This is a genomic window from Gordonia phthalatica (genome assembly GCF_001305675.1).
Lineage (GTDB): Bacteria > Actinomycetota > Actinomycetes > Mycobacteriales > Mycobacteriaceae > Gordonia > Gordonia phthalatica.
The window spans coordinates 2,945,055-2,968,134 of sequence record NZ_CP011853.1; the positions used below are offsets into that span (position 1 = coordinate 2,945,055).

The window sequence follows — 23,080 nt, forward strand, 5'->3', positions numbered from 1 at the left end:
ACCGTTGCGGGGGTTTCGAGTCGTTGCGGTCAGCAGCCGATCAGCTTGCCGCCGAGGTACTCGACAACCTTGTCGAGGGCGACGCGCTCCTGGCTCATGGTGTCGCGCTCACGGATGGTGACGGCCTGGTCGTCGAGCGTGTCGAAGTCGACGGTGACGCAGAACGGCGTGCCGATCTCGTCCTGGCGGCGGTAGCGCTTGCCGATGCCCTGGGCGTCATCGAAGTCGACGTTCCAGTGCTTGCGGAGCTCGGCGGCGAGGTCGCGGGCCTTCGGCGACAGCTTCTCGTTGCGCGAGAGCGGCAGAACCGCGGCCTTGACCGGCGCGAGGCGGCGATCGAGCTTCAGCATGGTGCGGGTGTCGGTGCCGCCCTTGGCGTTCGGCACCTGCTCCTCGGTGTAGGCGTCGCAGAGGAAGGCCATCATCGACCGGCCGAGGCCGGCTGCGGGCTCGATCACATACGGCGTGTACTTCTCACCGCTGGCCTGATCGAAGTAGATGAGGTCCTCGCCCGACGCCTCACTGTGCGTCTTGAGGTCGTAGTCGGTGCGGTTCGCGACGCCCTCGAGCTCGCCCCACGGGTTGCCGCCGAAGCCGAACTTGTACTCGACATCGACAGTGCGCTTCGAGTAGTGCGACAGCTTCTCGGCCGGGTGCTCGTAGCGGCGCAGGTTCTCGGGGTCGATGCCGAGATCGACGTACCAGTTGTAGCGGGCCTCGAGCCAGTACTCGTGCCACTCCTCGTCCTCGCCGGGCTTGACGAAGAACTCCATCTCCATCTGCTCGAACTCGCGGGTGCGGAAGATGAAGTTGCCGGGCGTGATCTCGTTGCGGAAGCTCTTGCCGATCTGGGCGATGCCGAACGGCGGCTTGCGACGCGCGGTGGTCAGCACGTTCTTGAAGTTGACGAAGATGCCCTGCGCGGTCTCCGGGCGGAGGTAGTGCAGGCCCTCCTGATCGTCGACCGGGCCGAGGAAGGTCTTGAGGAGACCCGAGAACGCCTTGGGTTCGGTCCACTGGCCCTTGGTGCCGCAGTCGGGGCAGACGATGTCCGACATCTGCACCGAGTCCGGGTCGTCGATCTTCTTCTTCAGCGCGTAGGCCTCCTGCAGGTGGTCCTGGCGCTGACGCTTGTGGCAGTTGGTGCACTCGACCAGCGGGTCGGTGAAGACCTCGACGTGGCCGGAGGCCTCCCACACGCGGCGCGGCAGGATGACCGAGGAGTCCAGGCCCACCACGTCGTCGCGCGAGGTGACCATGCTGCGCCACCACTGACGCTTGATGTTGTCCTTCAACTCCACGCCGAGGGGGCCGTAGTCCCAGGCGGAGCGGGTACCGCCGTAGATCTCACCGCACGGGTACACCAGGCCTCGCCGCTTGGCGAGGTTGACGACAGCATCGACATTGGACTGGACAGCCACGGTTTACAGATCTCCACGACGTAGGGGGTTGGGACGTTGAGCAGTGCGCGACGGTGGTCGCGCACGTCGTTCTACAGGGTAGTCGGTTCGGCGCCGGTGGTGTGCGGCGCGTCGAACGAGCTCGGGAGAGGCTGGGATCAGGAGAGCTGGAGCTCGACGTACGGGATGTCGTCGATCCCGAGCCCGGTCGACTCTTCGATCACGCCGGCGAGTTGGGCGTACGCCTTCGGGTGGTCGTGCCGGTAGCGGAGCAGGACCTCCGCCGACTCCTCCCTCGACAAGGTCCGCGCCGTGGCCGGGCGGGCGCGGTCGAAGCCGATCCAGACTCGGCAGTTCGGGTCGGTCTGCAGGTTGCGATACCACTGCGCCTTCTCGCCGAAACCCGACGCGATGATGATGCGGTCCTTCGCCGGTCGGTCGACCTTCTCCAGCGCCACATAGCGCGGCTCCCCCGACTTCCTGCCGGTGTGCTGAAGCAGGAGGAGTCGCCGGCCGAAGAGGAATCCCAGACCCGCTTTGAACAGCGGGATCGGCGAACGGACGAACCATCGCGTCCGCAGGGCCTTCGCACCGATGCCGGTCATGATTCCACGGTACGCGGGCGGTCCAGCACGAAGGCAAATGAAAACCAATTCCCTTAGGATGGGGTGGTATCTCGGGAGAAGGAGCAGCGATGGACCACGCGGTGATGTCACCGTCATTGATCGCCGATCGGCAGGCGCACAGTTCTGCCAGCGACCTGCTGCGAGCGCTCGCTTCGCCGGCGCGGGTCTCGATCGTCATGTCGCTGCGCGACCGTCCGATGTGCGTGCACGAGTTGGTAGACGAACTCCAGTTGAACCAGCCGCAGGTGAGCCAGCACTTGAGCGTGTTGAAGAAGAGCGGCGTGGTGCTCGGCAGTCGCCGGGGACGCGAAGTGGAGTACTCCCTCGCCGACGACCACGTGGCCCACATCGTCGTCGACGCCGTCATTCACGCCACCGAGCATCAGACGGCGGCCGTGCCGTGACCGCACAGAAGCCCGTGGTCGGGCAGCGGTCCACCAAGCAGCGCGCGGCGATCGCCAGCCTCCTCGCCGACGCGAAGGACTTCCTGTCCGCGCAGCAACTGCACGACCGCCTGCGCGACCGCGGCGAGTCCATCGGCCTGACCACCGTGTACCGCAACCTGCAAGCGCTGACCGAGAGCAACCAGATCGACGCGATCTGGGACGGTTCCGGCGAGACGCGCTACCGCCACTGCTCCACCGATCACCATCACCACCTGGTCTGCCGCACGTGCGGCACCACCGTGGAGATCAAGGCCGACAAGGTGGAGAGCTGGGCCGACGCCGTCGCCACCGAGCACGGTTTCTCCGACATCTCCCACACCGTCGAGATCTTCGGCGTCTGCGCGGAGTGCTCGGCGAAGAGCTGAATCCCGAACGTTTCAAACTCTCTGCAATCTTCGTCCCCGTGACGCCCACTGTCGGGCAATATGTCCGGCAGCCGGTCTCACGGGGACGAAGTTTGCGCTGCCGATCAGGCCCGGCCGCAACAGACTTCGCAGCCGCTCGGCGCGTCGTGGAACCGGGTCGGCGCGCGCAGCGTCTAAGCATTATGGGCGAATTCGGCGTACATCGAAAACCGGAACTGAAGGCGCTGGGACTGGACGATGCGGCGATCAGGAGGGCGCAGGCCGCAGGCGACCTGGAGCGACTGCGATCCGCCTGGTACGCCGAGCGGCTTCACAACGCCGATGTGGCGGCTGCAGTGCGCGCGGGCGGTGTCCTCGGATGCGTCTCAGCACTCAGACTGCACGGCTTGTGGGTGCCACCAGGCTATTCCGATCTCCACATTCGAAGAACCAAAGCGCTCCGCGGACCGGGCGACCTGATCGGCTGCCGCCCATTTCGAGGTCGCCCACTGCCGGCGACCTCAGCAGTCGATCCTGTCGTGTACGCACTGGCGTGCGCCGCGCGATGCATGACCGCAGAGGACTGGATCGCGGTGTGCGATTCGTACCTCAACCTGCGCGGCGTCCACGTGGACGAGTTGCGCGCAGACATCGCGCCCTACGGAGGAGCCACTGTCGACGCGCTGCTCGGATAAGGTCGACGGCCGATCCCAGTCCGGAACCGAAAGCATCGCCAGGGTCCGGCTCCGCGCGCTCGGATTCAACGTTGTCGTGCAACCCAAGATCGATTACCGGATCTACGAAGGCCACCCGGACCTACGGATCGGCAAGTTGTTGATCGAATGCGACGGTGCGAAATTCCACTCGAAGGAGAAGGATCGAGAGAACGATTACACCCGAGATCGCAAGGCGTTGATCGAGGGATGGGAGTCCATGCGAGTCTCGTACCACCAAGTGATTCACAAAGACGAATGGGATGAGTTCGTCGAGGACGTCCGCGCATTCACCAACGAAGGCAGACACCGTTTTCGCGATCGACGGTCACTGGATGCACTGAAACGGTCACAGGAGATCTACCCGGACGAGGGCTACTGAAATCTTCGTCCCCGTGACGCCTACCCCCGGGCAATACGTCCGACAGGTCGCGCCACGGGGACGAACTCTGCACGCCGATCCCATCGTCAATCGATAGTTGACGATTGTCTCGCGTCAACCTACAGTTGACGCATGTCTGAGAACACCCCCATCACACCCACCGTCCGACTCGACGACCTCATCGCCGCCATCAAGAAGGTGCACGACGATCCGCTGGAGCAGCTCTCCGACGCGGTGCTCGCCGCCGACCACCTGGGCGAGGTCTCCGACCATCTCATCGGCCACTTCGTCGACCAGGCCCGCCGCACCGGCGCCTCGTGGACCCAGATCGGCGCGAGCATGGGCGTCACCAAACAAGCCGTGGCGAAACGGTTCTCGCCGAAGGACCCCGGGACCGGCGGCGACCTCGACGCGTCGCAGGGCTTCAACAACTTCACCCCGCGGGCCCGCAACGTCGCGGCCGCCGCGCACAACCACGCGAAGACGACCGGCAGCATCGAAGTGACGCCCGCGCACCTGCTGCTCGGCCTGCTCGACGACCGCGAGTCGCTCGGCGTCACCCTGCTGACGAAGCTCGGCGCGGACGGTGATGCGCTGGTCGAGGCCGTCGAGAAATCACTCCCGGCCCCGACCGAGACTCCCGAACTGATCCCCTACGACGCCGGCGCACGCAAGGCACTGGAGCTGACGTTCCGGCACGCGCTGCGCCTGGAGCACAGCTACATCGGGACCGAGCACATCGTCCTGGCACTGCTGGAGGTGGAGAACGGAACCGGTCCGCTGAGCGACGCCGGCGTCACGCCCGAGGCATTCGAAGCTCAGCTGGTCGACATCCTCGCCTCGTTCCACACGGTGAAGGAGGACTAGTGAAGCGCTAAGCGCTGCCGAACCGGCGGTCGCGCTTGGCGTATTCGAGGCAGGCGGCCCAGAGGTCGCGGCGGTCGAAGTCGGGGAACAGCTTCTCCTGGTAGACCATCTCGGCGTACGCGCTCTGCCACAGCAGGAAGTTCGACAGCCGCTGCTCGCCGGACGGGCGGAGGAAGAGGTCGACGTCGGGCATGTCCGGCTCGTCGAGGTACTTGGCGAAGCTCGCCTCGGTGATGCGGTCGGGGTCGATCTCGCCGCGGGCCGCGCGTCGCGCGATCTCCCGGGCGGCGTCGGCGATCTCCGCACGACCGCCGTAGTTGACGCACATGGTGAGGGTCATGACCGTGTTGTTCTTGGTCAGTTCCTCGGCGATCTCGAGTTCCTTGATGACGCTGCGCCACAGCTTGGGTCGACGACCGGCCCAGCGGACGCGGACGCCCATCTCGTTCATCTCGTCGCGGCGACGGTGGATGACGTCGCGATTGAAGCCCATGAGGAACTTGACCTCCTCGGGGCTGCGCGACCAGTTCTCCGTCGAGAAGGCATACGCCGACAGGTGGGTCACGCCCATCTCGATGCAGCCGCAGACGGCGTCCATCAGGACGGCCTCGCCGCGCTTGTGGCCCTCGGTGCGCGGCAGTCCACGCTCCTGCGCCCAGCGACCGTTGCCGTCCATGACCAGCGCGATGTGCTTGGGCACCAGCTCGGCGGGGATCTCCGGCGGCGTCGCGCCGGACGGGTGCGGATCCGGCGGCCGCACCGCGACGGGGGCGGGCGCGGACTTCGCGCGGCGGATGAGACGGGCCATCAGCTCCGGCCTTTCATGCGGTCTCGACGACTGCGGGTTCGGGGGTGGTCGGGCGCTCGATCAGCCTATGCGGCGCCTGCCGTTCGATGAGCGGCAAGGTGCGCAGCTGGCGCTCGAGATGCCACTGGAGGTGCGCGGCGGTGAGGCCGGTGGCCTGCCTGCGCTGGGAGTCGGTGGCGGCGGCGACCGCATCCCACTCCCCGCGCGCCAGCGACTCCATCAGATCCAGCACGCCGAGCGACGGGGTCGCCGCGCCCGCGGGACGACAGTGCACGCAGACTGCACCGCCGGCGGCGACGTGGAACGCGCGGTGCGGCCCGGGCTGCGCGCAGCGCGCGCACACCGTGAGCGCGGGCATCCAGCCGGCCGACGACATGGCGCGCAGCAGGAAGGCGTCGAGGATCAACTGGCGGTCGCGGCGGTTCTCGGCGAGCGCTTCGAGGGCGCCGACGGTCAACCGGTGCAGATGCTGCGCGGGCGCGCGTTCCTCGCCGGCCAGACGTTCGGCGGTCTCGAGGACGGCGCACGCGGTGGTGTACCGGCCGTAGTCGGCGACGATCGCGTCGCTGAACGCGTGCAGGCTGTAGACCTGCGTGATGATGTCGAGGTTGCGGCCGGGATAGAAGTGGACGTCGACGTGTGCGAACGGTTCGAGTCGCGCGCCGAACTTGGAGCGGGTCCGACGAACACCCTTCGCGACGGCGCGGACCAGGCCGTGCTCGGCGGTGAGGAAGGTGATGATGCGGTCGGCCTCGCCCAGCTTGTGCTGGCGCAGCACCACCGCTTCATCCTGATAGAACCTCACCGACCCATTGTGTCACCGGGTGCCGACAACTCCCAGCGGGCACGCGGGGAGTCAGGATGCACCGACGAACGCCCGGAGCTCCTCGGCGAACCGTTCCGGCTGGTCTTCGGGAATCAGCGTTCCGGAGTCGGCGATCTCCACGAGCGTCGCGTTCGGGAACTCGTCGACCATCTGCCGCGCATGCTCCACCGGCATCAACCGGTCGTCGGTGGCCCACAGCAGCAGGACCGGCCGATCGAACGAGACCACCTGTCGATGCCAATCCAGCAGCACGTCCGACGACGGCGTGCCGGTCACGAACTTCCGGAGATCGCGGCGGATGTCGGCGTCGTCGAAGGCGTGACTGAACCAGTCGTCCATCACGGCGTCCGGGATCCGCCCGTTCAGCAGGCCGCCGTACGCGGGCTTGCCGTGCCGGAACAGGGACAGCTGCGTCAGCCGGGTGAGCAGCCAGGTCCCGCCGGGGATGCGGCAGAGCGCGGCGGCGGGGCGAGCGGACTTGGGCGGGAAGTTGTCGTACGCCTCGCACGACGCGAGCACCATCCGGCCGAGCCGTTCGTCGCGACCCTCGGAGACGAGGAACTGGCCGCCGCCCCAGTCGTTGAGGATCAGGGTCACATCGTGCAGGTCGAGCGCCTCCATGAAGTCGGCGATGATCTGGCATTGTCCGGCGTGACTGAGGTCGGCGGACGGGTTCATCGCCTGGCGTTGCGCACCGAGCGGCCAGGTGGGAGCGATGCAACGATAATCGTCGAGCAGCGGGATCACCCGTCGCCACTGCGTCCGGTTCATCAGGAGCCCGTGCCCGAACAGGAGCACCGGACCGTCACCTCCCGTGTCGAGGTAGTCGATGGTCCCGGCGTCCAGTTCTACGCTCCCCATCTGTCGATGGTCGCGCACATCCGCGCCGATGTCGAGTGATCGGACTACGCTCGAGATCTCACCGCCCGCAGGCGACAGGAGTGCCCATGACCGCAATGATCGCGTTGGGCCTGGCCTCGCGCAGCATCCTCTCCATCGACGTCGACGACGGGTCGGTCCGCACGATCCTCAGCCGCGACGGCGCCTACTGCCCCGACGGCGTCGCGGTGGTCGGCGACACCGTCTATTGGACGACGATGGGCAAGCCCGCGATCCGGCCCGACGTCGAGGGCGAGGCCAAGTACGACTACTCCGCCGCCGACGGCGGACTCCACGCGATCGGACTCGACGGTTCAGGCCGCCGCGATCTCCTCCCGTCCGGCACCATCGTCACCGGCAAGCAGCTCGTGTCCGACGGGACGCGGCTGTACTGGGGCGACCGCGAGGGGCGCCGGGTGTCGTCGTGCCGACCCGACGGGAGCGACGTCGCCGACCTGATCGTGAATCCCGCCGAGCCGGACCGGATGGCCGAATGCGTCGGCGTCGCGGTGGCGGACGGCTATCTCTACTGGACGCAGAAGGGGCCGTCGAAGGGTGGGCGCGGCCGGATCTTCCGGGCCGGTCTGGCCGTGCCGGACGGGCAACCGCCCGAGTCGCGGACCGACGTGGAACTGCTGTGGGACTCGCTGCCCGAACCCATCGACCTCGCCGTCGCCGACGGGCACCTGTACTGGACAGACCGGGGCGCAGAACCCAACGGGAACACGCTCAACCGAGCTCTGCTGCCGATGGTCGGGCAGCCCGGCGCCGAACCGGAGATCCTGGCGCGCGGCCTGCAGGAGGCCATCGGCCTCGCGGTCGACGCAGCAGCGGGCGTCGTCTACGTCTCCGATCTGGGCGGGACCATCCGGGCGGTCGCGCTCGACGGGACCGGCGACCGTGTCGTGGTGGATCTGGGCGAGAAGGTGACGGGCGTGGCGCTGACCTAGAAGCCCAACCGCCCCAACTGCTTGGGGTCGCGCTGCCAGTCCTTGGCGACCTTCACGTGCAGGTCCAGATAGATGCGGGTGCCGAGGAGGCGTTCGATCTGCGCGCGGGCCGTGGTGCCGACCTCCTTGAGGCGGGAGCCCTTGCGGCCGATGATGATGCCCTTCTGGGAGTCGCGCTCCACGTAGAGGATGGCGTGGACGTCGACGATGTCGGAGTCCTCGCGCGGGATCACCTCTTCGATGACGACGGCCAGCGAGTGCGGCAGCTCGTCGCGGACGCCCTCGAGGGCGGCTTCGCGGATGAACTCGGCCATCAGGACCTGCTCGGGCTCGTCGGTGAGCTCGCCGTCCGGGTAGAACGCGGGGCCCTCCTCGCAGAGGGAGACCAGGACGTCGCCGAGGACGTCGAGCTGCTTGCCGGACTTGGCCGAACACGGCACCACCTCGGCGTCGGGCCCCATCAGCTTCGACAGTTCCAGCAGCTGCTCGACCACCTTGTCGTGGCCGACGCGGTCGATCTTGGTGACGATGCCGACTTTGCGGGTGCGCGGCGTGGTGGCCATGATCTCTTCGATGATCCGGCGGTCGCCGGGGCCGATGGCCTCGTCGGCCGGGATGCAGACGCCGATGATGTCGACCTCGGAGTAGGTCTCGCGGACCAGGTCGTTGAGGCGTTTGCCGAGGAGGGTGCGCGGCTTGTGGAGTCCGGGGGTGTCGACCAGGATCAGCTGCGCGTCGGGCCGGGTGACGATGCCGCGGATGGTGTGCCGGGTGGTCTGCGGCCGGTTGGAGGTGATGGCCACCTTGTCGCCGACGAGGGCGTTGGTGAGCGTCGACTTGCCGGTGTTGGGTCGCCCGACGAAGCACACGAAGCCGGAGCGGAAGGTACCGTCGCGGTTGGTGTCAGCGGTCTTGGTCACGGGTCAGTTCTCCTTCACATGGCCGGCGGGATCGGTGACGATCACCGTGGCGGCCGGGGAAATCTCGTGCAGCAGGGCGATGCCCGCGTCGTCGGCGCTGCCGCCGAACAGCAGACCGGCCTCGAAGCCCGGTGCGCCGGAGGCGAGGGCCGTCGCGGCCGCCACCTGCAGGGCGGTCAGCGTCAGATGGGTGCGCTCGACGGGGGCGCCGGCATACGTACGACCGTCCGTGTCGCGCACGGCGGCCCCCTGCCCGCCGCCGGTGCGGCCGGCCGCGCCGCGCGCCAGGATCAGCAGTTTGGCGTCTTCGTCATCGAGCGTCATGGGTGTCCCCTTCGGTGGTGTCGGCCGCGGCGACGGCCTTCTTGCTGCGCCGCACGACGACGGTCGTGATCCGCTGGCGGCCGAGTCGGTTGGGTCCGCCTTCGGCGGTCATCCGCAGGCCGTCGACCTTCACTTTGGCGCCGGGCAGCGGGACGCGCCCGAGGCGCAGTGCCAGCAGGCCGCCGACGGTGTCGACGTCGTCGAGGTCCAGGTCGATCTCGACGCCGAAGAGCTCTTCGAGGTCCTCCACCGGCAGTCGGGAGGAGACGCGGTAGACGCCGTCGGAGATCTCCTCGATGGGCGCGATCTCGTCGGTGTCGTACTCGTCGGAGATCTCGCCGACGATCTCCTCGAGGACGTCCTCGATGGTGACCAGGCCCGCGATGCCGCCGTACTCGTCCACCAGCAGCGCCATGTGGTTGCGTTTGGCCTGCATGTCGGCGAGGACGTCGTCGAGCGGTTTGGAGTCGGGCACGAACTCGGGGTCGCGCATCACGTCGCCGACGGTGATGCCGCTGGCCGCGTTCGACAGTTGCGGCAGCAGGCGTTCGACAACGTCCTTGAGGTAGACGACGCCGAGGACGTCGTCGGGGTTCTCGCCGATCACCGGGATGCGGGAGTGCCCGGACCGGACGGCCAGGCTCATGGCCTGCGCGGCGGACTTGTCGTTCTCGATCCAGATCATCTCGGGCCGCGGCACCATGACCTCGCGGGCGTCGGTGTCGCCGAACTCGAAGACCGACTGGATCATCCGGCGCTCGTCGGCGTCGACGACGCCGCGCTCCTGCGCCATGTCGACCACCTCGCGGACCTCCACTTCGGTCGCGAACGGGCCGTTGCGGTAGCCCTTGCCCGGTGTCAGTGCGTTACCGGTGAGGATCAGGACGCGGGTGACGGGCCGCATCAGGACGCCGACGGCGGTCAGGATCGGGGCGGCGACCAGCGAGATGGAGTAGGCGTTCTGCCTGCCGAGCGTGCGCGGACCGACGCCGACTGCCACGAACGAGACGACGGTCATCGCGACGACGGTGACGGTGATGCCCCATCCGCTGCCGAGGGCGTCGACGCTGACGACGGCGACCAGCGCGGTGGCCGCGACCTCGCACAGCACGCGCAGCAGGACGGCGAGTCCGACGTAGGTGGCGCGCTGGTCGATGACGGCCTTGAGTCGTCGAGCACCGGCGCGGCCCTCCTTGAGGAGGTCGTCGGTGCGGGCGACGGAGACGGTGGCGAGCGCGGCGTCGGTGGCGGCGAACGTTCCCGCCAGGATCGTCAGCAGCGCAGCGACGCACAGATAGACGATGTCGCTGAGCATCGGCGACATTCGCTAGCGTCCCTCCCGCTCGGAGAATCCGATGTTGTCGAGCAGTCGGGTGTCGCGGGCGGCCTGCTCCAGGAAGCGTTTGCGGTCGTCGCGCGCCGAGTACCAGTCGGTGATGATCTGGCCCTGCAGACCGAACATCTCGCGTTCGTCCTCGGGTTCGGCGTGATCGAAGCCGAGGAGATGCAGGACGCCGTGGACGGTGAGGACGGCGAGCTCATGCTCGAAGCTGTGGCGCTGCGACTTGGCCTGCTCGGCCGCGAACTCCGGACACAGCACGATGTCGCCGAGCATCGCCGGGCCGGGATCGTCGGCGTCGGGGCGGCCGCCCGGGGTGAGCTCGTCCATCGGGAAGCTCATCACGTCGGTGGGCCCGGGGAGGTCCATCCACTGCACGTGGAGTTCGGCCATCGAGTCGGAGTCGATCAACTGGATCGAGAGCTCGGCGCCCTGGTGCACCTCCATCCGGCGCATTGCGAAGCGCGCGGCCTCGATGATCAGCTGTTCGGGGACGTCGATCCCCGATTCGTTGAAGAGTTCGATGCTCATCGGCGACGGCCCCCGCTCGACTGGCGCAGTCCTTCGCGCCTCATGGTCCGGTTCCCGGCTTCCTCGGCGCGCCCGTAGGCCTCGACGATGTCGGCCACCAGCTTGTGGCGGACGACGTCGGCGCTGGTCAAGGTGGCGAAGTGGATGTCGTCGATCCCGTCGAGGATGCGAGCGGCCACCCGCAGGCCCGACTGCTTGCCGCCCGGCAGGTCCACCTGTGTGACGTCGCCGGTGACGACGATCTTGGCGCCGAACCCGAGGCGGGTGAGGAACATCTTCATCTGCTCGGCGGTGGTGTTCTGCGCCTCGTCGAGGATGATGAACGAGTCGTTGATGGTGCGGCCGCGCATGAACGCGAGGGGCGCCACCTCGATGACGCCGGCCTCCATCAGCTTCGGAATGGCCTCGGGATCCATCATGTCGTGGAGGGCGTCGTACAGCGGCCGCAGGTACGGGTCGATCTTCTGGTGCAGGGTGCCGGGCAGGAAGCCGAGCTTCTCCCCCGCTTCGACGGCCGGCCGGGTCAGGATGATGCGGCTGACCTCTTTGGCCTGCAGCGCCTGCACGGCCTTCGCCATCGCGAGGTAGGTCTTGCCGGTGCCCGCGGGGCCGAGTCCGAATACGATGGTGTTCTTGTCGATCGCGTCCACGTAGCGCTTCTGATTGAGCGTCTTGGGCCGGATCACCTTGCCGCGCCGCGACAGGATGTCGAGGCTGAGGACGTCGGCGGGGGTCTCGGCGTCGCCGGAGGCCAGGATCGACAGGCTCTGCCGCACCAGGTCGGGGGTGAGGGTGGTGCCGCCGCGGACCACGCGGAGCAGTTCTTCCATCACCCGCTCGGAGGCGGCGACGTCGGCGGCCGAACCGGACAGCGTGACGCGGTTGCCGCGGACGTGAATCCGGGCGGGCAGCTGCGTCTCCAGCATCCGGAGGTTGACGTCGGCGGACCCCAGAAGTCGCACCGCCAGGTCCTGCGGAACCTCGATATTCGAACTCACCACGGCGTCTACGGATTCGTCGCGGTTGTGGTCAGTCACTAAGTTTTCTCTCCCGAGGTGGTGCGGTCGGCGGTATGGGTACTTCTCTCGAGTCTATCGCCGCAGGTGCAACGGTGCGACCGGGTATCGGTGCGGGTCATATTCCGAGTACCCGCAACGTCTGCCTATGGGCGGCGCTCTTGAGGTCGAGGAAGGCGTTGTGCCCGCCGTCGGGGATCTCGTACAGGGTCGCGCGCTGCCCGCGGTCGGCGGCGTCCGCGACGTAGTGGCGGCTCATCTCGATGGGGACCGACTCGTCGTCGACGGTGTGGATCGCGGCGACGAGCGCGTCGAACGGTTCCTGCCTCGCGGGCGAGGCGGCCGCGTAGCGTTCCGGGATCTCGGCGTAGGTCCCGCCGAGGAGCCGCTGAACCGACGGGCGGTCGGTGGCGCCGACGGTGAAGTCGAGGACCGCTGACTGCGGGATCACCGTCGAGACGGCGAATCCCCTGGTACGCGCCTTCAACTGGGCGACCGCCCACACGGCGAGCTGCCCGCCCGCGGAGTGGCCGACCACGGCGACGTTCTTGCGGTCGCACTTGAGGCCGTCCATCGCGAGCTGGTCGGAGACGGGACCGTCGAGCGCATTGATGGCCGCGACCACGTCGCGACCGGTGCCGGGCCAGCCGCCGCCCTCCTCCTCCACGCGCCGGTACTCGACGTTCCAGACGACGGCGCCGCGGCGGGCGAGGTCGACGGCGACCGCGGAGTACACGATCAGCGAGTACTCGTTGGACCAGTAGCCGCCGTGCACCAGCACGACGACGGGCGCGCACTGGCCGGGCGCGGTGTTGGGCAGGTAGAGGTGACCGTAGGTGCTGTCGTGATCGCCGTAGAAGATCTTCTTGCGCCGCATCGTGTCGCTACCGGCTCCACCGGTCGGTGACGGCGCCGAGCGCGCCCAGCGCGACGGCGCCGGCCGCCGCGGTCCGCAGGACTTCGGGGCCCAGGACCACCGAGCGTGCACCGAGTGCGGCGAGATCGGCGATCTCGGCGTCGGCGAGTCCGCCCTCGGGGCCGATCACGAAGGCCACCTCACCGACGTCGTCGAAGCGGATCGACCGGAACGGAACGGCGCCGTCCTCGTGCAGCAGCGCGACGACGCCGCCGTCGGCCACCACGCGGGCGGCGAGGGCACGGACGTCGGTGGTGTTCGCGAGGTCGGCGACCTCCGGGATCCACGCGCGACGGGCCTGTTTGGCGGCGGTCGCGGCTGTGGTGCGCCATTTCTCGACGCCCTTGACGGCCTTGGCTCCGCTCCACCGGGCGATGCTCCGCGACGACTGCCACGGCACGATCGCGTCGACGCCGGCCTCGGTCATCAGGTCGACGGCCAACTCGCTGCGTTCGGCCTTCGGCAGAGCCTGGACGATGGTGACGACCGGCTTGGGCCGGGTCTGGAACTCGACCCGTCCGGCGCGGACGGTCAGCTTGTCCTTGCCCGCGACGTCGACCACTTCGCATTCGGCGGTGGTGCCGCGGCCGTCGCCGAGGATCACCGACTCCCCGGCCTTGATGCGGGTGACGGTGACGGCGTGCCTGCCCTCCGGGCCGCTGAGCAGCGCCGTGTCACCGGCGCGCGGGACCTCGTCGACCCAGAAGAGCGGGGGTGTCATCGGCCGGCGAACGCGTTCCGCAGCTTGGAGAACAGTCCGCCGTTCTCGGCGGCCTTGGACTTCGCGGTGACGAGTTCGACGTCCTCGCCGAAGGCTTCGCGGAGCTTGCCCAGCAGTTCGGACTGGTGGCCGTCGAGCTTCTTCGGGACCACCACCTCCAGGTGGGCGTGGAGGTCGCCGCGCACACCGGAGTTCAGATGCGGCAGGCCCTGGCCGCGGACGCGGACGACGGTGCCGGGCTGGGTGCCTGCGTCGACGGCGACGGTCGCGGTGCCGCCGAGGACGGTGTCGACGGTGATCTCGGTGCCGAGCGCGGCGTCGACCATCGGGACGCGGACGGTGCAGTGGAGGTCGTCTCCGTCGCGGACGAAGACGTCGTCGGCCTTCTCGGAGATCTCGACGTAGAGGTCGCCCGCGGGGCCGCCGCCGGGGCCGACCTCACCCTGCGAGGCGAGGCGGACGCGCATGCCGTCCTGGACGCCGGCGGGGATCTTGACGGTCATGGTGCGACGCGACCGGACACGGCCGTCGCCGCCGCACTTGAGGCACGGATCGGGGATGGTCTCGCCGACACCGCGGCACTCCGGGCACTCGCGGACGGTCATCACCTGGCCGAGGAACGAGCGCTGCACGGCCTGGATCTCGCCCGCACCCTTACAGGTGGCGCAGGTGACGGGCTTGGAGTTGTCGCGGGTGCCCGCACCGTGGCAGGTGTCGCAGAGGATCGCCGTGTCGACGGTGATCTCCTTGCGCGCGCCCGCCGCGATCTCCTCGAGGTCGAGCTTGACGCCGACCAGGGCCGGTTCGCCGGGGCGCACGCGGCCGCGCGGTCCACGACCGCCGCCGAAGCCGCCGCCTCCCCCGCCGAAGAAGGTCTGGAAGATGTCGCCGAGGCCGCCGGCACCGAACGGGTCGCCGCCGAAGCCGCCGCTGGGGCCGCCCAGCGGATCGCCGCCCGCGTCGACGATGCGACGCTTCTCGGGGTCGGACAGGACCTCGTAGGCGGTCGTGACTTCTTTGAACCGGTCCTCGGCGTCGGGGTTGACGTCGGGGTGCAGCTCGCGCGCCAGCTTGCGGTAGGCACGCTTGATCTCCTGGTCCGACGCGCCTCGCGACACGCCCAGGATTCCGTAGTAGTCACTAGCCACGGTGAGGTAGTTCCTTCACAATCACAGACATCAGTTATCGATCGGCGAGGATCTCGCCGACATACTTTGCAACCGTCGCAACGGACGCAATTGTTCCCGGGTAGTCCATCCTTGTGGGACCGACCACTCCGACACTGCCGAAGACAGTGCCCGAAGCACCGTACCCGGTCGAGACGACCGAGGTGTTCCGGAGGTTCTCGGTGTTGGTCTCCTCACCGATCTGCACGGTCACCTGACCGGTGCGTTGGGTGTGGGCCAGCAGTTTGAGGACGACGACCTGCTCCTCGAGGGCGTCGAGCACGATGTCCATGCCGCCCATGGACTGCGAGAAGTCCGCGGCCGACCGCGTGAGGTTGGACGTCCCGCCCAGCACCAGGCGGTCCTCCCCACGTTCGACGAGCGTCTCGACGAGGACGGTGGCGATGGTGATGACGACCGCGTGCAGCTCGGGCGGCGCGGAGTTGGCGAGTTCGGCGACGGCCGCCGACGCGTCTTCGAGGCGTTGACCGTCGAGTGCGGCGGAGAACATGTCGCGCACCAGCGTGAAGTGGTCGTCGCTGAGTTCGGCGGCCAGGTTCACCATCCGCTGTTCCACCCGACCGGTGTCGGTGATGACCACCAGGAGCAGTCGGCTCGGCGTCAGCGACACCACTTCAAGGTGGCGGACGCGCGCGGTGGACAGGACTGGGTACTGGATGACGGCGACCTGGCGGGTCAACTGGGCGAGGAGCTTCACCGAGCGGCGGAGGACGTCGTCGAGGTCGACGCTGTTGTCGAGGACGGACAGGATGGCTCGACGTTCGGCGGCCGACAGCGGTTTGATCTCGCTGATGCGGTCGACGAACGTCCGGTACCCCTTGTCGGTCGGGATGCGACCGGAGCTGGTGTGCGGCTGCGCGATGTAGCCCTCGGCTTCGAGGACCGCCATGTCGTTGCGAACGGTGGCACTGGAAACACCCAGCTGGTGGCGCTCGACCAGCGCTTTGGACCCGATCGGTTCCTGCGTGTCGACGTAGTCGGTGACGATGGCACGCAGGATCTCGAAACGCCTGTCATCTGTCGACGACGACAACTCGACACCTCCGCTCACGAGACTTTGCCTACAGTGGATACGACCATTCTACGAAACCGACGGAAAGACCAGGGCGGCGATGATCTTCAAGGGCGTGCGCGACGGCAAACCGTACGCCGAGCACGGTCTCACGCCGCGGGAGTGGGCACAGATCCCGCCGCGCCAATTCCGGCTCGACGAGCTGACGACGGTCACCACCGTCCTCGCGCTCGACAAGCTGCTGTCGGAGGACTCCACGTTCTACGGCGATCTGTTCGCGCACGTCGTCCTGTTCGAGGGAAACATGTACCTGGAGGACGGACTGCATCGCGCGGTCCGCTCCGCGCTCCGGAATCGGACGATCATCCACGCGAGGTTGCTGGACTTGGACGAGCGCCTCGCGGCGGGGGCGGTCGGACCGGCCGTCGGGTCCGGTGAGTCGCCGGTCGAGACGACGTCCCCCATCCCGCCCGTCGGCCGCGCGGTGCATCCCAGTCGCCGTCGTCGCGGCGGCGCACACCGGTTGGATTAGGCCCACCCTGCTGGTCGAGTGAGCGACGAAGGAGCGCATCGAGGCCGCCGCAGGCTGGGTCAGTCCACCAGGATGTCGCGCGTGATCCCGTCGGCGAGCAGACGGCCGGCGTCGGTCAGCACGTAGCGCTCCCCGTCGGAGACCAACAGCCCCTTCGCTACGGCGTCGTCGGCGCGTCCGCGCTCGTCGACGCTCAGCTCGGCGGCCGCGAGCCCGTCACGCATCCGCAACCGCAGCATGACGGCCTCGGTGTGGCGATCGTCGTCGGACAGGATCTCGGAACCGCCGATCGGGAGCGAGCCGGCTGCGAGCGACGCCGAGTAGGTGGCCGGATGCTTCTGGTTCCACCAGCGCACGCCGTTGACGTGCGAGTGCGCGCCGGGGCCGATGCCCCACCAGTCGTCGCTGCGCCAGTAGGCCTCGTTGTGGCGGCAGACCGAGTCCGGGATCGGCATGCCCACCGAGTCGGCGCGCGCCCAGTTCGACACCTCGTACCAGCTCATGCCGGCGGCCGTCAGTCGGGCGTCGATCATCTCGTAGCGGGCGGCGAGGACGTCGTCGTCGGGCATGGGGACCTCGCCGCGGCGCACCTTGCGGGCGAAGCGGGTGCCGTCCTCGACGATCAGCGCGTACGCGGACACGTGGTCGACGGGAACCGACAGCACGGCGTCGAGCGACGCGTCGAGGTCCTCGTCGCGCTCCCCCGGCGTCCCGTAGATGAGATCGAGGTTCAGGTGCTCGAAGCCTGCGGCCGCCGCCTCGCGGGCGGCGTCGAGCGCGCGGCCGGGCGTGTGCGTACGTTCCAGCACGCGGAGCACGTGGGTGGCGGCGGACTGCATGCCGAGCGAGATCCTGGTGAATCCGGCCTCGCGAAGAGTCGTGAAGAACTCCGGCGAGGTGGACTCGGGATTCGATTCGGTGGTCACCTCGGCACCGGGAGCGAGCGTGAAGGAGTGACGTACGGCACCCAGGAGGTCGGCGAGACCGTCGCCGCCGAGCAGCGACGGGGTGCCGCCGCCGACGAAGATCGTCGAGACGGGTCGACCGGAGTCGAGGAGCGACGACGCGTGATCGAGTTCGGCGCGGACGCCTTCCATCCAGCTCTGCGGCGACGACGAACTGCCGAGTTCGCCTGCCGTGTACGTGTTGAAGTCGCAGTACCCGCAGCGCGTCGCGCAGAACGGGACGTGGAGGTACAGGCTGAGCGGTCGGGTGGCGTCGGCGCCGGAGAGGGCCGCCAGAGCATCGTCGGAGAGCTCTTCGGGGGCGCGTCTGTCAATCACTCATCCATGATGACGCACGTCCTGTCAAGAGTATTAATCTCAGCGTGAAATAAAATAACCGCAAGTAGACGGCTTGGCCTCGGCCATGGCACCATGGCTCTCGTGACTTCCTCAGGAGTGTGGCTCGCCGAACGGCGGCACATCGATCTCAAGCGCGTCTGCAGCGCATTCTGTCGGCTCTGACCGACGGTTCGACCGCAGCGGTCACCCGCTGACCAGTCCCCACCCAGTCCGCACAGCCCGCGGATCCCTGAGGACGCCGACACCCGTCACACCTGATTTCAGCCCAACCGTTTCGTGCTGCCCGCTGGGCGGTGCGCTCAGGAGTTTTGATGACGATCACCCCGCCCCAGACCACCGCGCCGGCCACCGAGGCGCCGCGGAAGCGTGCGCGTCCCACCAAGCGCAAGACCGAAGCGCAGTGGGCGCTCGGCTACCGGGAGCCGCAGAACCCGGTCGAGCAGTTCAAGAAGGACGACCACCCGCTCAACGTCCGCGGCCGCATCAACGACCTGTACGCCGAGCTGGGTCACGACGCGATCGACAAGAACGACCTCCGCGGCCGTTTCCGCTGGATGGGGCTGTACACGCAGCGCACCGAGGGCTACGACGGCACGTTCACCGGCGACGACAACGCCGACCTGCTGGAATCGCAGTACTTCATGATGCGTGTCCGTGCCGACGGCCAGATCCTGGATCTGGACCGACTGCGCACCATCGGCGGCATCTCGCGTGACTTCGCCCGCGACACCCTCGACATCACCAACCGGCAGAACTTCCAGTACCACTGGATCGAGATCGAGAACGTCCCGGAGATCTGGCGTCGCCTGGGCGAGGTCGGCATGCAGACCACCTCGGCCTGTGGCGACTGCCCCCGCGGCATGCTCGGCTCCCCCCTCGCCGGCCTCGCGGTCGACGAGGTCCTGGACGCGAGCTCGGCGCTCGACGAGATCGTCCGCCGCTACATCGGCAAGCCCGAGTACGCGAACCTGCCGCGCAAGTACAAGACGTCGGTGTCGGGTCTGCAGGACCTGCCGCACGAGATCAACGACATCGCGTTCGTCGGCGTCAACCACCCCGAGCACGGTCCGGGCCTGGACCTCTGGGTCGGCGGCGGCCTCTCGACCGTCCCCCACTTCTCCGTCCGCTTGGGCGCCTGGGTTCCGCTCGAAGACGTCCCCGACGTCTGGGAGGCCGTCACCAGCCTGTTCCGCGACTACGGCTACCGCCGCCTGCGCAGCAAGAACCGTTTCAAGTTCCTCGTGAAGGACTGGGGCCCGGAGAAGATCCGCGAGGTCCTGGAGACCGAGTACCTGGGTCGCAAGCTGCTCGACGGCCCCGCACCCGAGCCGGTCACCAAGGTCCGCGACCACGTCGGCGTGCAGAAGCTGAAGAACGGCAAGTTCGCCGTCGGCGCCGCCCCGGTCTCGGGTCGCGTCTCGGGCACCATGCTGCTGCAGCTGGCCGACGCCGTCGAGCGGGCCGGCGCGAGCGAGGTCCGCACCACGCCGTACCAGAAGCTGATCGTGCTGAACGTCGACGAGGACAAGGTGGACCAGCTGGTCGCCGACCTCGAGGAGCTCGGCCTGCCCGTGAACCCGACGCCGTGGCGTCGCGGCATCATGACCTGCACCGGCCTCGAGTACTGCAAGCTGGCGTTCGTCGAGACGCGTCGTCGCGCCATCGCCCTGCTCCCCGAGCTGGAGGAGCGGATGGCCGACCTGAACTCGCAGCTCGACGTCCCGGTCACCGTCCATCTCAACGGCTGCCCCAACTCCTGTGCCCGCATCCAGACCGCGGACATCGGTTTCAAGGGTCAGCTCATCGAGCAGCCGGACGGCACCAAGGCCGAGGGCTTCCAGGTCCACCTGGGCGGCAGCCTGGGCGCCGACCTCGGCTTCGGTCGCAAGGTCCGCCAGCACAAGGTGCTCTCGGCCGACCTCGGCGACTACATCGAGCGCGTCGTTCGCAACTACATCGCCCAGCGCGAGGAGAACGAGCGCTTCGCACAGTGGGTGGCCCGCGCCGACGACGCGGACCTGCAGTGAGGAAGTGAAATGACAGTCACCGAAACCAGTACCGGCTTCGACACCGACGAGCTCAGGGCGATCGCGGAGAACGGCGCCGCCGAGCTCGGCCCCGACGCCAGCGCCGAGCAGCTCCTCCGCTGGACGGCCGAGACTTTCGGCCCCGACTTCGTGATCGCCGCGAACATGCAGGACGCGGTCCTGATCGACGTCGCCGACAAGGCGATCGAGGACAAGGCGACCGTCGGCGGCAAGCTGAAGGCGCTGTTCCTGGACACCGGCTACCACTTCGCGGAGACGCTCGGCACGCGCGACGCCGTCGCGCAGGTCTACGACCTCGAGCTGCTGAACGTCACCCCGGAGAACACCGTCGCCGAACAGGATCAGCTTCTCGGCAAGGACCTGTTCAGCCGCGAGCCGGGCGAGTGCTGCCGCCTCCGCAAGGTGGTTCCGCTGCGCGGTGCGCTGAAGCCGTACCGCGCGTGGGTCACCGGCATCCGCCGCGTGGAGGCGCCGACCCGCGCCAACGCGCCGCTGATCTCGTTCGACGACGCCTTCGGGATCGTCAAGATCAATCCGCTCGCCGCGTGGAGCGACGAGCAGTTCCAGGAGTACATCGACACCCACGGCGTCCTGGTGAATCCGCTGGTCGACGAGGGCTACCCCTCGATCGGGTGCGCACCCTGCACCGTCAAACCAGCCGCCGGAGCCGATCCGCGCAGCGGCCGTTGGGCCGGCAGCGCCAAGACAGAATGCGGGTTGCACGCGTCATGACCATCACTGAAAGCACTGACCTCCAGACCACGAACGCCTCGTCGTTCACGACGTTGGACGCTCTCGAGTCCGAGGCCATCCACATCTTCCGCGAGGTGGCGGGCGAGTTCGAGCGACCGGTGATCCTGTTCTCCGGCGGCAAGGACTCCACCCTGCTGCTGCACCTGGCGCTGAAGGCCTTCTGGCCCGCCCCGCTGCCGTTCACGCTGCTGCATGTGGACACCGGCCACAATCTCCCGGAGATCATCAAGTTCCGCGACGAGATCGTCGAACGCCACGGCCTGCGGCTGAAGGTCGCGAGCGTCGAGGAGTACCTGGCCGACGGTCGCCTGACCGAGCGTCCCGACGGCATCCGCAACCCGCTGCAGACCATCCCGCTGCTCGACGGCATCAGCGAGGGCCGCTTCGACGCGGTGTTCGGCGGCGCCCGTCGCGATGAGGAGCGGGCCCGCGCCAAGGAGCGGATCTTCTCGCTGCGCAACGCGTTCGGTCAGTGGGATCCGAAGCGTCAGCGTCCGGAACTGTGGAACCTGTACAACGGTCGCCACGCTCCGGGTGAGCACGTACGCGTGTTCCCGCTGAGCAACTGGACCGAGCTCGACGTGTGGCGCTACATCGCCCGCGAGCAGGTGCTGCTGGCTCCGCTGTACTACGCGCACGAGCGCGAGGTCTACGAGCGCGACGGCATGTGGATGACCGCCGGCCCGTGGGGCGGCCCCCGCGAGGGCGAGACCGTCGAGACCCGCATGGTCCGCTACCGCACCGTCGGCGACGGCTCCACCACCGGTGCCGTTCTCTCCGACGCCACCGATAACGAGGCCGTGCTGGCCGAGGTCGCCGCCTCGCGACTGACCGAACGCGGTGCCACCCGCGGCGACGACCGCGTCTCCGAGGCAGCCATGGAAGACCGCAAGCGCGAAGGATATTTCTGATGAGTGACCACAACCTCGCCCAGCGCGACAACGCGGATCTGCTCCGCATCGCGACTGCGGGCAGCGTGGACGACGGCAAGTCGACGCTCGTCGGCCGCCTGCTCTACGACACCAAGTCGGTGCTCGCCGACCAGATCGACGCCGTCACCAAGGCGTCGGTGGACCGCGGCATGGACACCCCCGACCTGTCGCTGCTGGTCGACGGCCTGCGCGCCGAGCGCGAGCAGGGCATCACGATCGACGTCGCGTACCGCTACTTCGCGACGCCGAAGCGGTCGTTCGTCCTCGCCGACACCCCCGGCCACGTCCAGTACACTCGGAACACGGTGTCGGGCGCGTCCACCGCGCAGCTGGTGATCCTGCTGGTCGACGCCCGCAACGGCGTCGTCGCGCAGACTCGCCGCCACGCCGCCGTGATGGCGCTGCTCGGCGTGCCGCGACTGGTGCTGGCCGTCAACAAGATCGACCTGGTCGAGAACCCGGCCGAGGTCTTCGCGGCCGTGTCGGCGGAGTTCAAGGAGATCACCGGGGCGCTCGGCTACGTACCCGATCAGGTGCAGGAGATCCCGGTCTCGGCGCTGCTCGGCGACAACGTCGCGATCCGCTCCGAGAACACGCCGTACTATGACGGCCCGACGCTGATCGAGCACCTGGAGACGGTGCCGAACGAACTCGACCGCGGGAACGTCGGCCTGCGCTTCCCCGTGCAGTACGTCATCCGCCCCCGGACCGCGGAATACCCGGACTACCGCGGGTACGCCGGCCTGGTGTCGGCGGGCAGCGTGTCCGTCGGCGACGAGGTCGTCATTCAGCCGTCCGGCAAGCGCACCACCGTCGCGAAGATCGACACCGCCGACGGCGAGTTGGAGACCGCGCACGCGGGCCGCAGCGTCACGTTGCTGCTCGCGGACGACATCGACATCTCGCGCGGCGACCTGATCGCGTCGGCCGCCGATGCTCCCGAGCCCGCCCAGGAGTTCACCACCACGGTGTGCTGGTTGGCCGAGAAGCCGCTGCGTCCGGGCGCCCGACTGCTGCTGAAGCACGGCACCAAGACCACGCAGGCGATCATCGGTTCGCTCGACGCCACGTTCGACGAGCAGAACCTCGCCCTGGTCGACGCGCCGGAGTCGTTGGAGCTCAACCAGATCGGCCGCGTCTCGCTGCTGACCGCGGAGCCGATCGCCGCCGACGACTACTCCGTCGACCGCGACTCCGGCAGCTTCCTGCTGATCGAACCGCAGACCGGCAACACCCTCGGCGCCGGCCTGATCGGCGACGCATTGGAGTCGCTGAAACTGTCCGCTCCGGCCCTGCTCTGATGT

At 68.3% G+C, this 23,080-nt stretch carries 26 protein-coding genes; 11 read left to right on the top strand and 15 right to left on the bottom strand.

Features of this window, described 5'->3' with window-relative positions; all coding sequences use genetic code 11:
* Nucleotides 1-29 precede the first annotated feature (29 nt).
* Both ACH46_RS13655 and ACH46_RS13660 read right to left on the bottom strand, forming a co-directional pair.
* On the bottom strand, nucleotides 30-1,421 hold the full coding sequence (locus tag ACH46_RS13655; protein WP_062393412.1) for a glycine--tRNA ligase: 1,392 nt from the start codon (nucleotides 1,419-1,421) through the stop codon (nucleotides 30-32).
* 137 nt (nucleotides 1,422-1,558) lie between these two features.
* Nucleotides 1,559-2,005 (bottom strand): nitroreductase family deazaflavin-dependent oxidoreductase, encoded by a 447-nt coding sequence (locus ACH46_RS13660; RefSeq protein ID WP_062393413.1) that lies wholly within the window; start codon nucleotides 2,003-2,005, stop codon nucleotides 1,559-1,561.
* Nucleotides 2,006-2,094: 89 nt separating this feature from the next.
* Here ACH46_RS13660 and ACH46_RS13665 point away from each other — a divergent pair, with 89 nt between their 5' ends.
* From ACH46_RS13665 to ACH46_RS13680, 5 genes are all read left to right on the top strand, one after another.
* Nucleotides 2,095-2,430, top strand: a complete 336-nt coding sequence (locus ACH46_RS13665; RefSeq protein WP_062393414.1) for an ArsR/SmtB family transcription factor — start codon at nucleotides 2,095-2,097, stop codon at nucleotides 2,428-2,430.
* The gene (locus tag ACH46_RS13670; RefSeq protein WP_062393415.1) at nucleotides 2,427-2,837 is read left to right on the top strand and encodes a Fur family transcriptional regulator; all 411 of its coding nucleotides are present in this window, start codon (nucleotides 2,427-2,429) and stop codon (nucleotides 2,835-2,837) included. Before ACH46_RS13665 ends, ACH46_RS13670 begins: the two co-directional genes overlap by 4 nt.
* A gap of 182 nt (nucleotides 2,838-3,019) precedes the next feature.
* The gene (locus ACH46_RS21490; RefSeq protein WP_193392906.1) at nucleotides 3,020-3,511 is read left to right on the top strand and encodes a hypothetical protein; all 492 of its coding nucleotides are present in this window, start codon (nucleotides 3,020-3,022) and stop codon (nucleotides 3,509-3,511) included.
* A 76-nt stretch (nucleotides 3,512-3,587) separates the two neighbouring features.
* Nucleotides 3,588-3,911, top strand: coding sequence for a hypothetical protein (locus ACH46_RS21495; protein ID WP_062393416.1), 324 nt, complete (start codon nucleotides 3,588-3,590; stop codon nucleotides 3,909-3,911).
* Between the two features lie 132 nt (nucleotides 3,912-4,043).
* Nucleotides 4,044-4,778: a Clp protease N-terminal domain-containing protein gene (locus tag ACH46_RS13680; RefSeq protein ID WP_062393417.1), complete on the top strand. Its 735-nt coding sequence runs from the start codon at nucleotides 4,044-4,046 to the stop codon at nucleotides 4,776-4,778.
* A gap of 7 nt (nucleotides 4,779-4,785) precedes the next feature.
* Here ACH46_RS13680 and ACH46_RS13685 read toward each other — a convergent pair whose 3' ends face one another.
* The 3 genes from ACH46_RS13685 to ACH46_RS13695 are packed head-to-tail and all read right to left on the bottom strand — an operon-like array spanning nucleotide 4,786 to nucleotide 7,273.
* Nucleotides 4,786-5,586: an isoprenyl transferase gene (locus ACH46_RS13685; RefSeq protein ID WP_062393418.1), complete on the bottom strand. Its 801-nt coding sequence runs from the start codon at nucleotides 5,584-5,586 to the stop codon at nucleotides 4,786-4,788.
* Between the two features lie 13 nt (nucleotides 5,587-5,599).
* Nucleotides 5,600-6,391 carry a DNA repair protein RecO gene (gene recO / locus ACH46_RS13690; protein WP_062393419.1) on the bottom strand — a complete coding sequence of 264 codons (792 nt, stop codon included), beginning with the start codon at nucleotides 6,389-6,391 and terminating at the stop codon, nucleotides 5,600-5,602.
* A 51-nt stretch (nucleotides 6,392-6,442) separates the two neighbouring features.
* The gene (locus ACH46_RS13695; RefSeq protein WP_062393420.1) at nucleotides 6,443-7,273 is read right to left on the bottom strand and encodes an alpha/beta fold hydrolase; all 831 of its coding nucleotides are present in this window, start codon (nucleotides 7,271-7,273) and stop codon (nucleotides 6,443-6,445) included.
* 86 nt (nucleotides 7,274-7,359) lie between these two features.
* Between ACH46_RS13695 and ACH46_RS13700 the strand changes: the two genes are divergently transcribed.
* Nucleotides 7,360-8,241, top strand: coding sequence for a hypothetical protein (locus tag ACH46_RS13700; protein WP_062393421.1), 882 nt, complete (start codon nucleotides 7,360-7,362; stop codon nucleotides 8,239-8,241).
* On the opposite strand, the gene era is transcribed toward ACH46_RS13700, so the two are convergent.
* From era to hrcA, 9 genes are all read right to left on the bottom strand, one after another.
* Nucleotides 8,238-9,161, bottom strand: a complete 924-nt coding sequence (gene era, locus ACH46_RS13705) for a GTPase Era (protein WP_062393422.1) — start codon at nucleotides 9,159-9,161, stop codon at nucleotides 8,238-8,240. The genes ACH46_RS13700 and era overlap by 4 nt on opposite strands.
* Nucleotides 9,162-9,164: 3 nt before the next feature.
* Nucleotides 9,165-9,485 carry a hypothetical protein gene (locus ACH46_RS13710; RefSeq protein WP_062393423.1) on the bottom strand — a complete coding sequence of 107 codons (321 nt, stop codon included), beginning with the start codon at nucleotides 9,483-9,485 and terminating at the stop codon, nucleotides 9,165-9,167.
* Nucleotides 9,472-10,800: a hemolysin family protein gene (locus tag ACH46_RS13715; protein WP_062395414.1), complete on the bottom strand. Its 1,329-nt coding sequence runs from the start codon at nucleotides 10,798-10,800 to the stop codon at nucleotides 9,472-9,474. The genes ACH46_RS13710 and ACH46_RS13715 overlap by 14 nt, the downstream gene beginning before the upstream one ends.
* Before the next feature lie 12 nt (nucleotides 10,801-10,812).
* Entirely contained in the window at nucleotides 10,813-11,355 is a 543-nt protein-coding gene (gene ybeY / locus ACH46_RS13720) for an rRNA maturation RNase YbeY (protein ID WP_062393424.1), read from the bottom strand.
* Nucleotides 11,352-12,392: a PhoH family protein gene (locus ACH46_RS13725; protein WP_062393425.1), complete on the bottom strand. Its 1,041-nt coding sequence runs from the start codon at nucleotides 12,390-12,392 to the stop codon at nucleotides 11,352-11,354. The genes ybeY and ACH46_RS13725 overlap by 4 nt, the downstream gene beginning before the upstream one ends.
* A 97-nt stretch (nucleotides 12,393-12,489) precedes the next feature.
* The gene (locus tag ACH46_RS13730) at nucleotides 12,490-13,248 is read right to left on the bottom strand and encodes an alpha/beta hydrolase family protein (RefSeq protein ID WP_062393426.1); all 759 of its coding nucleotides are present in this window, start codon (nucleotides 13,246-13,248) and stop codon (nucleotides 12,490-12,492) included.
* Between the two features lie 7 nt (nucleotides 13,249-13,255).
* Nucleotides 13,256-14,008, bottom strand: coding sequence for a 16S rRNA (uracil(1498)-N(3))-methyltransferase (locus ACH46_RS13735; RefSeq protein ID WP_062393427.1), 753 nt, complete (start codon nucleotides 14,006-14,008; stop codon nucleotides 13,256-13,258).
* Nucleotides 14,005-15,156 (bottom strand): molecular chaperone DnaJ, encoded by a 1,152-nt coding sequence (dnaJ, locus tag ACH46_RS13740; protein ID WP_062393428.1) that lies wholly within the window; start codon nucleotides 15,154-15,156, stop codon nucleotides 14,005-14,007. The genes ACH46_RS13735 and dnaJ overlap by 4 nt, the downstream gene beginning before the upstream one ends.
* 34 nt (nucleotides 15,157-15,190) lie before the next feature.
* On the bottom strand, nucleotides 15,191-16,228 hold the full coding sequence (gene hrcA / locus ACH46_RS13745) for a heat-inducible transcriptional repressor HrcA (RefSeq protein WP_062395416.1): 1,038 nt from the start codon (nucleotides 16,226-16,228) through the stop codon (nucleotides 15,191-15,193).
* Between the two features lie 79 nt (nucleotides 16,229-16,307).
* On the opposite strand from hrcA, the gene ACH46_RS13750 reads away from it, so the two are divergent.
* A complete protein-coding gene (locus ACH46_RS13750; protein WP_062393429.1) occupies nucleotides 16,308-16,739 on the top strand; it encodes a type II toxin-antitoxin system VapB family antitoxin in 432 nt (143 codons plus the stop codon).
* Nucleotides 16,740-16,798: 59 nt separating this feature from the next.
* Here ACH46_RS13750 and hemW read toward each other — a convergent pair whose 3' ends face one another.
* Nucleotides 16,799-18,022 carry a radical SAM family heme chaperone HemW gene (gene hemW, locus ACH46_RS13755; RefSeq protein WP_062393430.1) on the bottom strand — a complete coding sequence of 408 codons (1,224 nt, stop codon included), beginning with the start codon at nucleotides 18,020-18,022 and terminating at the stop codon, nucleotides 16,799-16,801.
* 332 nt (nucleotides 18,023-18,354) lie between these two features.
* Between hemW and ACH46_RS13760 the strand changes: the two genes are divergently transcribed.
* Genes ACH46_RS13760 through ACH46_RS13775 form a run of 4 tightly spaced genes read left to right on the top strand, consistent with a single transcriptional unit; the run spans nucleotide 18,355 to nucleotide 23,077 of the window.
* Complete coding sequence (locus tag ACH46_RS13760) at nucleotides 18,355-20,070, top strand: nitrite/sulfite reductase (protein ID WP_062393431.1); 1,716 nt, start codon at nucleotides 18,355-18,357, stop codon at nucleotides 20,068-20,070.
* A 9-nt stretch (nucleotides 20,071-20,079) separates the two neighbouring features.
* On the top strand, nucleotides 20,080-20,823 hold the full coding sequence (locus tag ACH46_RS13765; protein WP_062393432.1) for a phosphoadenylyl-sulfate reductase: 744 nt from the start codon (nucleotides 20,080-20,082) through the stop codon (nucleotides 20,821-20,823).
* Nucleotides 20,820-21,755 carry a sulfate adenylyltransferase subunit CysD gene (gene cysD / locus ACH46_RS13770; RefSeq protein WP_062393433.1) on the top strand — a complete coding sequence of 312 codons (936 nt, stop codon included), beginning with the start codon at nucleotides 20,820-20,822 and terminating at the stop codon, nucleotides 21,753-21,755. Before ACH46_RS13765 ends, cysD begins: the two co-directional genes overlap by 4 nt.
* On the top strand, nucleotides 21,755-23,077 hold the full coding sequence (locus ACH46_RS13775; RefSeq protein WP_062393434.1) for a sulfate adenylyltransferase subunit 1: 1,323 nt from the start codon (nucleotides 21,755-21,757) through the stop codon (nucleotides 23,075-23,077). Before cysD ends, ACH46_RS13775 begins: the two co-directional genes overlap by 1 nt.
* Nucleotides 23,078-23,080: the final 3 nt, after the last annotated feature.